General features: G+C 71.9%; 9 protein-coding genes and 1 riboswitch. Of the genes, 5 read left to right on the top strand and 4 right to left on the bottom strand.

All coding sequences use genetic code 11. The annotated features are described in order from the left end of the window. Window positions 1-277 precede the first annotated feature (277 nt). Window positions 278-787: a DoxX family protein gene (locus tag ABZ622_RS01275; RefSeq protein WP_360539199.1), complete on the top strand. Its 510-nt coding sequence runs from the start codon at window positions 278-280 to the stop codon at window positions 785-787. Window positions 788-943: 156 nt separating this feature from the next. On the opposite strand, the gene ABZ622_RS01270 is transcribed toward ABZ622_RS01275, so the two are convergent. Continuing rightward, window positions 944-2284, bottom strand: coding sequence for a PspC domain-containing protein (locus ABZ622_RS01270; RefSeq protein ID WP_360539197.1), 1341 nt, complete (start codon window positions 2282-2284; stop codon window positions 944-946). A 169-nt stretch (window positions 2285-2453) separates the two neighbouring features. Between ABZ622_RS01270 and ABZ622_RS01265 the strand changes: the two genes are divergently transcribed. Then, window positions 2454-3752, top strand: a complete 1299-nt coding sequence (locus ABZ622_RS01265) for a PspC domain-containing protein (protein WP_342285370.1) — start codon at window positions 2454-2456, stop codon at window positions 3750-3752. Then, the gene (locus tag ABZ622_RS01260; RefSeq protein ID WP_259932479.1) at window positions 3736-4431 is read left to right on the top strand and encodes a response regulator transcription factor; all 696 of its coding nucleotides are present in this window, start codon (window positions 3736-3738) and stop codon (window positions 4429-4431) included. Before ABZ622_RS01265 ends, ABZ622_RS01260 begins: the two co-directional genes overlap by 17 nt. 18 nt (window positions 4432-4449) lie before the next feature. Here the strand turns inward: ABZ622_RS01260 and ABZ622_RS01255 are convergent, their stop codons facing one another. Both ABZ622_RS01255 and ABZ622_RS01250 read right to left on the bottom strand, forming a co-directional pair. Then, on the bottom strand, window positions 4450-5211 hold the full coding sequence (locus ABZ622_RS01255; protein WP_360539191.1) for a GNAT family N-acetyltransferase: 762 nt from the start codon (window positions 5209-5211) through the stop codon (window positions 4450-4452). Between the two features lie 138 nt (window positions 5212-5349). Beyond that, a complete protein-coding gene (locus ABZ622_RS01250; protein ID WP_360539189.1) occupies window positions 5350-6411 on the bottom strand; it encodes an NlpC/P60 family protein in 1062 nt (353 codons plus the stop codon). 312 nt (window positions 6412-6723) lie between these two features. Here ABZ622_RS01250 and ABZ622_RS01245 point away from each other — a divergent pair, with 312 nt between their 5' ends. Further along, window positions 6724-7077 (top strand): hypothetical protein, encoded by a 354-nt coding sequence (locus tag ABZ622_RS01245; protein ID WP_317866389.1) that lies wholly within the window; start codon window positions 6724-6726, stop codon window positions 7075-7077. A 55-nt stretch (window positions 7078-7132) separates the two neighbouring features. On the opposite strand, the gene ABZ622_RS01240 is transcribed toward ABZ622_RS01245, so the two are convergent. Continuing rightward, window positions 7133-8281: an NlpC/P60 family protein gene (locus tag ABZ622_RS01240; protein WP_360539187.1), complete on the bottom strand. Its 1149-nt coding sequence runs from the start codon at window positions 8279-8281 to the stop codon at window positions 7133-7135. A 7-nt stretch (window positions 8282-8288) separates the two neighbouring features. After that, window positions 8289-8454, bottom strand: a riboswitch (cyclic di-AMP (ydaO/yuaA leader). 246 nt (window positions 8455-8700) lie between these two features. On the opposite strand from ABZ622_RS01240, the gene pcrA reads away from it, so the two are divergent. Next, a complete protein-coding gene (gene pcrA / locus ABZ622_RS01235) occupies window positions 8701-11196 on the top strand; it encodes a DNA helicase PcrA (RefSeq protein ID WP_360539185.1) in 2496 nt (831 codons plus the stop codon). Window positions 11197-11257: the final 61 nt, after the last annotated feature.

Genomic DNA, 11257 nt, shown 5'->3' with positions numbered 1-11257 from the left:
CTGGCTCCTGCGACTCCCGGCTCCTGCGGCCCCCGGCTCCCGCGACTCCTGGCTCCAGGCTCCTGCGCCCCCTGGCTCCTGCGACTCCCGGCTCCTGCGGCCCCCGGCTCCCGCGACTCCTGGCTCCAGGCTCCTGCGCCCCCTGGCTCCTGCGACTCCCGGCTCCCGCGACCCCCGGGCGGGCGGCGGAATCCGGTCGGACGACCCACCGGGTGAGCAGCCCGGTACCCGCCTACGTATCGTCAGGTGACGGGTCTACGGAAGGTGGGGCAGCCACATGCAGGGATACGGGATGAACGTACGCGGTCTCGGGGAGTCGAAGGGGCTCAGGGACCTGGCGCGGGAACACGCCCTGCTGCCCCTGCGGATCTTCCTCGGCGTCACCTTCGTCTACGCCGGGCTCGACAAGCTCACGGACAGCGGCTTCTTCAGGGCGAGCGGCGCCGGTTCCATCGGCGAGACCATGCACGCGGTCCGCGACTCGTCCGCGATCCCGGCCCTCGTCGACCTCGCGCTGAAGAGCCCCGGCGCCTTCGGGTACGCCATCGCCATCGGCGAACTCCTCGTCGGCCTCGGCACCCTCGTCGGGCTGTGGGCACGGCTCGCCGCGCTCGGCGGGGCGCTGATCTCGCTGAGCCTGTGGCTGACCGTGAGCTGGCAGGTCTCGCCGTACTACTTCGGCAACGACCTGGTCTACCTCATGGCCTGGCTGCCGCTGCTGCTCGGCGGAGCCGCGGCGTTCTCCGCGGACGCCCTTCTGGCGTCCCGGCGGCGACGCATCCGGTAGTTCACCCAGGTCGCGGTGGCGGCCAGCCAGAGGCCGCCGAAGAACAGCGGGAAGAAGAAGACCCACGGGGCGTCCCAGAGCCCCGCGGCGTCCGCCGCGTATCCCGCCGCCAGCGCGAGCATGACGACTCCCGCCACCGCACGTCCCGGACGGATCTCATGACGCAGCACGGGTGACCTCCACCTGTCCGACACCGACTTCGAGAGTGAGCTCGACCGTGCCCGCCGGCCTGCTGCCCGGGGGCGGCGGCAGCGTCCGGTGTTCGTTCTGCGACGCCCTGATGTCCACGTCCACGGGTTCCTCAGTGGCCGGGGCCCCGCCGGGCCGGCTGACCGGCAGCGTGATGTCGCCGAGCCCCGACCTCGCGTCCACCTTCACCGTCACCTCCTTCGGCACGATCACCACCACACGGCCGGCCCCGACACCCACCCCGGTCGTGAGGGTGTCGCCCCGGGGGACCGTGATCCCGGTGAGGTCCAGCCGGGCCACCCCGGTGCCCAGCTGGTAGTGCGGCTGGACGGCGGCCACCGAGGCGGGGCGCCACCCCTCGCGCACCCACTGCGTGGAGATGTCCTTGGGCAGCGCGGAGGCGCACGCCAGCAGGACGGCCGTGATCATCGACAGCATGACCGTGCCGAACCCGGTCCGCCCCAGGAACGCGCTGACCAGCATGCCAAGACCGAACACCGCGAGCGCACCGGCCAGGCCGAACTGCAGACTCGTACCGAGCGGCTGGGACTCCCAGCTCAGCCCGGTGCCGAGCCCGCCCGCGATCAGCGCGAACAGGAAGACCAGACCGCCGATCGAGGTCGGGCCCCTGGTACCGGGCTCCCGTCGGGGCGGGCAGAACGGATCCTTCGGCGCGGCACCCGCGGGGCGTGCCGCACGGGGCGGGACCACCGCGTCGGCCGGGCCCCACAGATAGCCCGCACCCACCGGCCCCGTCGTGCCGTCCTTGACGATCGGGTCCCGCCACCACGACGGGCTGCCCGGCGTCGGCGGCGCCTTCACCTCGGGGGGCGCGTCCGCCACCGCCTGCGCGGTCGCCGGATGCAGCGGGTCCTCGGGCGCCGCGGTCCTGCGGGCCTGCGTCCATACGGCGAAACCGACGACCGCGAGCGACAGCATCGCGGAGAACGCCAGCGTGCCCCCGTTGCCCAGCATCGACAGGAAGAGGCCGCAGCCGATCAGCGCGAGCAGCACCGCGATCAGCGACGCCCCCTCCACCCGGCCGGACAGCAGCCTGCGCGCCTCGTTCTCCTCCTCGCCGTCCACCGGGACCAGCAGCCAGGCGAAGCCGTAGAAGATCAGCCCGATGCCACCGGTCACGGACAGCACACCGAGCACGATGCGGAAGATCACCGGATCCACGTCGCAGTACCGGCCGAGCCCGCCGCACACCCCGGCCACGACCTTGTGCTGCGGACTGCGCCGCAGCAGCGGCGCCGGTTCGGGGGGCGGAGCGACACCGGGGGAAGTGTCCTGGGGAACGGTCATGGCTCCATGGTGACGGGCCCGGGGCCCGTCCGGGACCCGCGCCGACCCTGGCCGATCCCTGATATTGGCCGGCCGGTCCCCTCGGGGCCCACCCCGGTACCGGCTCTCAGGGTCGATTCGGGGGCCGACCCTGATGCCTTCACCCGTACGGGCATGTGACGATCGGGACATGCCAGCCGCCACGACCCGAGCCACCAGCTCCCGCAACCCCGCCCCGGAGGAGCCGCCGCTGCGCAGGCTCTACCGCAGCGCCGACGGACGGCTGCTGGGCGGCGTCGCGCGCGGTCTCGCCGGGCATCTCGGGCTGCCCGTCGTCTGGGTGCGGTTCGTCTTCCTCGGACTGTTCTTCGCGGACGGCCTCGGCGCGCTGCTCTACGCCGTGTTCTGGATCGTCGTCCCGCTCGGCGTCGGCGGCGTCGAGCCGCCCCGCTCGGTCTTCGAGACCGCCCCGGACGGCAGCCGCCGGCTCCGCAAACCCGACCGGGGCCAGATCTTCGCCCTGATCGCGCTGGTCTTCGGCGCCATGATCTTCGTCGGCAACGTCGACATGGGCAGCGGGGCCAACCGTTACATCTGGCCCACCCTGCTGATCGGCGCCGGTTCCGTACTGGTGTGGCGGCAGGCCGACAACGCCCGGCGCGCCCGCTGGATGGAGGTCGGCAGCCGCCGCCGGGTCCTGCACCTGGTCCGGGGGCTCGCCGGGGTGGCCCTGGTCGGCCTGGGCCTGGCCGTCTTCATGGTGGTACGCGGCTCCGCCGCCCAGCTCGGCAACGTACTGACCGCGGCCATCGCCGTCCTCACCGGCATCGCGCTGCTGGCCGGCCCCTACCTCGTACGCATGACCCAGGACCTCTCCGAGGAACGCCTGATGCGCATCCGCGCCCAGGAGCGCGCCGAGGTGGCCGCCCACGTCCACGACTCGGTGCTGCACACCCTCACCCTGATCCAGCGCAACGCGGAGGACGCCGGCGAGGTCCGCAGGCTCGCCCGCGCCCAGGAACGCGAACTGCGCAACTGGCTGTACAACCCCGAGGGCACCGGCAAGGACGAGGACGACGAGCCCGCGACCCTCGCCGAGGCGGTCAAGCGCGCCGCCGCCGAGGTCGAGGACAAGCACGGCGTTCCGCTGGAGGTCGTCGTCGTCGGCGACTGCCCGCTGGACGAGAAGCTGGCCGCACAGATGCAGGCCGCGCGCGAGGCGATGGTCAACGCCGCCAAGTACGGTGGCGAGGGCGGCGCCGTGCAGGTCTACGCGGAGGTCGAGGGCCGCACGGTCTTCGTCTCGGTGCGCGACCGGGGCCCGGGATTCGACCTGGACTCCGTACCGGGGGACAGAATGGGCGTACGAGAATCGATCATCGGCCGGATGCAGCGCAACGGCGGCACGGCGCGGCTGCGTTCGGTGCCCGGTGGGGGCACGGAAGTCGAGCTGGAGATGGAGAGGGCGAGCGATGACCAAGACCACTGAGGCGACCGGGGGCCCGGAGCGCCGGGTACGGGTCGTGCTCGTCGACGACCACCGGATGTTCCGCACCGGCGTCCAGGCCGAGATCGGCCGCACCGAGGAGACCGGCGTCGAGGTGGTCGGCGAGGCCGCCGACGTCGACCAGGCGGTCACCGTCATCACGGCGACCCGCCCCGAGGTCGTCCTCCTCGATGTGCACCTGCCCGGCGGCGGCGGCGTCGAGGTGCTGCGCCGCTGCGCCCCGCTGATGGGGGCCGTCGAGAACCCGGTGCGGTTCCTGGCACTGTCCGTTTCGGACGCCGCCGAGGACGTCATCGGTGTCATCCGCGGCGGCGCCCGCGGCTATGTCACCAAGACCATCACCGGCACCGACCTGGTCGACTCGGTCTTCCGGGTCCAGGACGGCGACGCGGTGTTCTCGCCCCGGCTGGCCGGCTTCGTCCTCGACGCCTTCGCCTCCACGGACGCGCCGCCGGTCGACGAGGACCTGGACCGCCTCACCCAGCGCGAACGCGAGGTGCTGCGGCTGATCGCCCGCGGCTACGCCTACAAGGAGATCGCCAAGCAGCTGTTCATCTCGGTGAAGACGGTCGAGTCGCACGTCTCGGCGGTGCTGCGCAAGCTCCAGCTCTCCAACCGCCACGAGCTGACCCGGTGGGCCACCGCGCGACGGCTGGTCTGAGCCGGCGGGCGGGCGCGCTCAGGCAGGGTCGAGCGAGATGTTCAGCTTCTCGCCGACCCTGCGGTAGCCGATCGCCGCGTAGATCCGCTCCACATCGGCGTCGCCCGGCTCCAGCCACACCACCCGGCAGCCGCGCCCGAAGGCGGTCGCGGTGAGGTGGGCGGAGAGCGCGGCACCGATGCCGCGGCGGCGGTAGGCGTCGGCCACGGCGAGACCGGCCAGTTCGGTGAGGCCGTCGACGGGGACCGAGCAGCCGCCCGCGCCCACCGGTACGCCGTCGATCGTGGCGAGGGCCGCGACCCCGCCGCCGGCGGCCGCGGTGCGCAGCCATTCCGCCTCGCCGCCCTCGGGCTCACCGGTCCCGCCGTAGCCGTGGTGCTGGACGAGCGCGGCGGCGTCGAACTCCGCGGCGGTGGCCGGTTCGGCGATCGCGAGGGACTCCACCGGCTTCGGCGTCAGCAGTTCGTCCGGTGCGCAGGCCATGACCGGGGCCCGGTTCTCCACGGTGAACCCGGCGGCGAGCAGCGCGGGTTCGACCGCGGGCGCCGAGCCGGGGAGGAACTCCAGCCGGGGCAGCCGGTCGTGCTCGCGGAACGCCGCGACCAGCGCGTCGAGATCGGCCGGCGTCGGCTCCGCGTCCTGGTCGGGTATCGCATAATTGGCGTACTTGATGGACCAGTTGGGGTTGTAGCGCACCGTGAAGGGCCCGACCCGGAGGTGGTCGGGGGAACGCAGCGCGAGCGTACGGGCATGGGTCTGGACATCGGCGTCCATGGGCATACGGGGTTGTCCTCCGGCCGGTTGGGCGATGGTGGGCCGGTCCTGGGGTGGTCCGGCCCGAAGGCGGTTGCTCCGACAGCGGGTCGACCCGACGACGGTTGGCCCGACGACGGGTTGATCCGGATCGGAGACGGGAGCCTATGCCACCCGGGTGGCCCCGGCGAAGGGCATTTGGTCGATCGGCGCGATCCGCACCGGCGACCCGGTGCGCGGGGCGTGGATCATCTGGCCGTTGCCGATGTACAGCCCGACATGGCTGATGCCGGAGTAGAAGAACACCAGGTCTCCCGGCGCGAGTTCGGAGCGCGAGACGCGCCGGCCGGCGTTGATCTGGGTGTACGTGGTCCGGGGGAGCGAGACCCCGGCGGCGCGCCAGGCGGCCTGGGTGAGCCCGGAGCAGTCGAACGAGGAGGGGCCGGTGGCGCCCCAGACGTACGGCTTGCCGAGTGCCCCGTACGCGAAGGCGACGGCCTCGGCGGCGCGGGCGTTCGGCGCCCGGACGGCGCCGCGCGCGGTGCTCCGGCCGGCGCGGCCGGCCAAGGGCGTGCCGTCGGCCGGACCGTGGTCGGTGTTCTCGTAGGCGGTGCGCTCGGGCGGGGTCAGCCGTTCGAGCAGCCGCTGCGCGTCGGCGAGCTTGGTGGTGATCGTCGCCCGGTGCTTCTTCAGCTCGGCCCGGCGGGAGGTCAGCGCGGCCAGCTCACCCTTGGCCTGCGAGCGCAGCGTGGCGATCCGGGCGACCTGCCGCCGGACGTTGTCGAGCGCGGCGGCCTGGCGGTCGCCGATCCGGTCCGCGTACGACGCCCGCTCCAGGTACTGGTCCGGGTCGGAGGAGAGCGCCAGCTGCACGGAGGTGGAGAGGCCGCCGGTGCGGTACTGCGCCGCGGCGAACGAGCCCAGCGCGTCGCGCGCGGTGTTGAGGCGCTCGGTCCTGCGGGCGGCCTCGTCGCGCAGGCCGTCGAGGGCGTCCTCGGCGGCGTCCGCCTTCTCCTTCGCGCCGTTGTACCGCTCGGTGGCGACCTCCGCGTCGTGGTACAGCCGGTCCACCTCGGCCTTGACCTGGGCGGGGGTGCGCTGCGGATCGGCGTGCGCCGGGCCGGGCAGTACGGCGGCGGTGGCGGCCCCGGTGAGGGCGAGGGTCGCCGCGGTGCGGGCAGCAGGGCCGGTGTACAAGCGCTGCTTGGGTTTTCGATGCGCTGCCACGAGGGCGTGCGTCCTTCCTGACGACTGCCCGCCGGGGGCTACCGGCGGGCCCGCCACAACTCTCGGCGGGGCGGCCGGTGCGCCGTCCGCGTTCGGAGCGGAGGTGAGCCGGTCGCCAGTCAGCGACGCTAATCCCGGGGCACGGGCAGGAGTCGTAATGACGCTTATTGTCTGAATTTGGCGTGGCGATGTCATCGAGTGACCGGAAAAATTGCACCAGAGTAAGGCAATTGGTGCAGACGCGAGTGAAGCGACCAGGAAGGTGCACCTGCCTGCCGAGGGGTGATATGGCCGGGGCTAGGCTGCGGCGTCATGGACGTACTCATTCATGTCTTCGTCGCCCTGCACATCATCGGGATCGCCTCCCTGCTGGGCGGTTTCCTGACCCAGATGAAGGCGATGGGCGCGGGCACGGCCCGGTTCGTCCCGGCGATGCTGCACGGCGCGCTGACCATGCTGGTCACCGGTGTCGCACTGGTCGGGCTCAACGAGGCCGACGGCAACCACGTCAACAACATCAAGATCGGCGTCAAGCTGCTGGTCCTGGTCGTCGTCCTCGCGCTCGTCTACATCAAGCGGGACGAGGAGAAGGTCGACAAGGGCGCCTTCGCGGCGGTGGGCGGGCTGACGCTCCTCAACATCTTCATCGCCACGCTCTGGACCTGATCCCGCCCGCGCCGCGCCGCCCCGGTGCTGGGGCGGCGCGACGCGTCGGGGCCCGCTACGCCGGGCGCACGCTGCCGTAGATCGGCATGTAGTAGATCGACTCCTCGCGCACGTTCGCCCCGGGCTTCGGGGCGTGGATCATCATCCCGTCGCCCTTGTAGATGCCGACGTGGCTGATGTCGTCGTAGAAGAAGACGAGGTCCCCCGGCCGCAGGTCCGCCGTGGCGACCCGGGTGCCGGTCTTGACCTGGTCCCACGTGGTGCGCGGGAGGTCGACCCCCGCCGCCTTCCAGGCGGCCTGGGTGAGCCCGGAGCAGTCGTACGATGCCGGGCCCGTCGCGCCCCAGACGTACGGCTTGCCGATCTGGGCCCTGGCGAAGGCGAGGACCTTCTCCGCCTTGGTGGTGGCGCTGCTGTCCGAGCCGGTCCCGGACCCGGTGCCCGTACCGCTGCCGCCCCCCGACTCCTTCGCGGCCTCCTCGGCCCTGCGGTCCGCCTCGGCCTTCGCGGCGGCCTGCTGCTTCGCCAGCTCCCGCGCCTTGCGCTTCGCCTCCGCCTCCTTCTTGCGCTCGATCTCCGCGAGCCGCGCCTTCTCCTCGGCGGTCAGCTTCGACAGCAGCGTGCGCGCCTCGCCCAGCTTCTTCTGGACGTCCTGCTTGCTGGTGCGCAGCGTGTTCTGTGTCGTCGTCAGCGTCTCCAGGCTCCGCACCGCCTCGGAGCGCTTCTTCGCCGCCTTGGCCTGCTGCGTACGGAAGTCCGTGATCGCCGTCTGCTGCCGGCTGGTCATCCGGTCCATCAGCTGGCTCTGGTCGAAGTACGACTGCGGGTCGTCGACCAGGAAGAACGTGGCGCTCGGTGCGACGGAGCCGTTGCGGTACTGCGCGGCCGCGTAGGTGCCGAGCGTCCTGCGGGCGTCGTTGAGCCTGTCGGCGCGCTTCGCGACGTCGTCCAGCAGGGCGTCGACCTTGGCGCGCTGGGTGGCGGAGGCTTCCTTCGCCCGGTTGTACTGCTGGGTCGCGGTGCCCGCCTGCCGGTAGAGGTCGTCGACCTTCTTCTGTACGTCCTCGACGCCGGGCTTCGGACCGGGCGCGGCCACCGCGCTCTGCGTGGAGAACAGGGTCACGGACGCGAGGGCCGCGGTGGTGAGCCCGACGGCCGGTGCGGTGGTGCGCACCCGGGGGCGCGGTTTGCGATGGGATGCCAAGACCGGCATCTCCTTCCGTGGACCGCCTACCGGGTTAGCTGTCGGGTTCGGGCGGAACGGAAGGCTGCCCTACGGTCCGAGTGGGGGATAAGGACCGATTCACCCCGGTACTGCGTCTGGGTCCCCGGTTCCGAACTCCCGCGAGGGCAGCCCGGATTCGGCGGGGGAGCCCGCTCGGCGTGGTTCGCCTCAAGGGGGTACGGGCCGCCCGGTCGAGCACGCTAGCCAACCCATGGTGCCGCTGTGAAGGTTGATGCTCGATATGTCCGATACATTTTCGTGACCTTGCCGGAGCGGGGTGCTGAGGGCCGGATTCCCTCACGGGGAGTGGGTGCCCGCTCTCTTTGTGTGCCGTCGGTCGTGTGCGGTTCGTCATGCGGCCCACGGCTGTCGGTGCGGCGGCCTAGACTCGACAAGCGATGAGCAGCCTCTTTGACGACAGTTTCCTGGCCGGCCTCCAGCACTCGGAGGAAGAGCCCCCGCCGCCCCCCGAGGACTCCGTACCCGAAGCGGTGCCGGAGGACCTCTTCGCGGGCGTGTTCGACGGGCCCCCGCCGCCCAGGGAGGCCTACTACCGCGACGGCGCGCACCGCCCGGTCATCGACTCCGCGGCGCTCCTCGACGGGCTGAACACCGAGCAGCGCGCCGCCGTCGTCCACGCGGGCTCCCCGCTGCTCATCGTCGCCGGGGCCGGCTCGGGCAAGACCCGGGTGCTGACCCACCGGATCGCCCACCTGCTCGCGGAGCGCGGGGTGCACCCCGGCCAGATCCTGGCGATCACCTTCACCAACAAGGCCGCGGGCGAGATGAAGGAGCGCGTCGAGCAGCTCGTCGGACCGCGCGCCAACGCCATGTGGGTCATGACCTTCCACAGCGCGTGCGTACGCATCCTGCGCCGCGAGTCGAAGCGGCTCGGCTTCACCTCGTCGTTCTCGATCTACGACGCCGCCGACTCCAAGCGGCTGATGGCCCTGGTCTGCCGCGATCTCGACCTGGACCCGAAGCGCTTCCCGCCGAAGTCGTTCACCGCCAAGGTCTCCAACCTGAAGAACGAGCTGATCGACGAGGAGACCTTCGCCGGCCAGGCCGCGGACGGCTTCGAGAAGACCCTCGCCCAGGCCTACGCGATGTACCAGTCCCGGCTGCGCGAGGCCAACGCGCTGGACTTCGACGACATCATCATGACGACGGTCCACCTGCTCCAGGCGTTCCCGGACGTCGCCGAGCACTACCGCCGCCGCTTCCGGCACGTCCTGGTCGACGAGTACCAGGACACCAACCACGCCCAGTACACCCTCGTACGCGAGCTGGTCGGCCCGGCGGGCGAGGGCGACGCCCCGGCCGAGCTGTGCGTCGTGGGTGACGCGGACCAGTCGATCTACGCCTTCCGCGGCGCGACCATCCGCAACATCCTCCAGTTCGAGGAGGACTACCCGAACGCGACCACGATCCTGCTGGAGCAGAACTACCGCTCCACGCAGACGATCCTGTCCGCCGCCAACGCGGTCATCGAGCGCAACGAGAGCCGCCGCCCCAAGAACCTCTGGACCAACGCCGGCACGGGCGCCCGGATCACCGGCTATGTCGCCGACACCGAGCACGACGAGGCGCAGTTCGTCGCCGACGAGATCGACCGGCTCACCGACGCGGGCGACGCCAAGGCCGGTGACGTCGCGATCTTCTACCGTACGAACGCGCAGTCCCGCGTCTTCGAGGAGATCTTCATCCGCGTCGGCCTGCCCTACAAGGTCGTCGGCGGCGTGCGCTTCTACGAGCGCAAGGAGGTCCGGGACATCCTGGCCTACCTGCGCGTCCTCGCCAACCCCGAGGACACCGTCCCGCTGCGCCGCATCCTCAACGTGCCCAAGCGCGGCATCGGCGATCGCGCCGAGGCGATGATCGACGCGCTGTCCATGCGCGAGAAGATCACCTTCCCGCAGGCGCTGCGCCGGGTCGACGAGGCGTACGGCATGGCGGCCCGGTCGGCCAACGCCGTCAAGCGGTTCAACACGCTGATGGAGGAGCTGCGCACGATCGTCGAGTCGGGCGCGGGCCCGGCGGTGGTCCTGGAGGCCGTCCTGGAGCGCACCGGCTACCTCGCCGAGCTCCAGGCGTCCACCGACCCGCAGGACGAGACCCGGATCGAGAACCTTCAGGAACTGGCCGCCGTGGCCCTCGAATTCGAGCAGGAGCAGGGCGCGGCTGGCGAGGACGGCGAGAACGGCGCGGACACCGGCACCGGCACCGCCGTCGGTACCGGCGCGGGGACGGGCACGCTCGCGGAGTTCCTGGAGAAGGTCGCGCTCGTCGCCGACTCCGACCAGATCCCCGACGAGGACGAGGACGGCTCCGGCGTCATCACGCTGATGACGCTGCACACCGCGAAGGGCCTCGAATTCCCGGTCGTCTTCCTGACCGGCATGGAGGACGGCGTCTTCCCGCACATGCGGGCGCTGGGGCAGGTGAAGGAGCTGGAGGAGGAGCGGCGGCTCGCCTACGTCGGCATCACCCGGGCCCGCGAGCGGCTCTACCTGACCCGGGCGGCGATGCGCAGCGCGTGGGGACAGCCCTCGTACAACCCGCCGTCGCGGTTCCTGGAGGAGATCCCGGACCAGCACCTGGAGTGGAAGCGGAAGGGGCCGATGGCGGCACCGGCCGGACCGACGTCGGGGATCACCTCGTCGCTGTCCGCCTCGCGTTCGCGCTCCGGACCCTCGGGCTTCGCGACCCGGCGGACCTCGGACAAGCCGACGATCGCGCTGGCCGTGGGAGACCGGGTCACGCACGACCAGTTCGGGCTCGGCACGGTCACGGCGGTCGAGGGCGTCGGCGACCAGGCGAAGGCCACGGTCGACTTCGGGGACGAGCGCCCGAAGAAGCTGCTGCTGCGGTACGCGCCGGTCGAGAAGCTGTAGCCGGGGCGAGAGCGGGTGGGCGGGGGCCACAGCCCCCGCCTGTCGCTCGGCTCGGCTCAGA

It is taken from the genome of Streptomyces sp. NPDC007164 (genome assembly GCF_040634135.1).
Classification (GTDB): Bacteria; Actinomycetota; Actinomycetes; order Streptomycetales; family Streptomycetaceae; genus Streptomyces; species Streptomyces sanglieri.
Note: the sequence above shows the minus strand (reverse complement) of the source record. Positions and strands in the feature narration are given on the sequence as shown.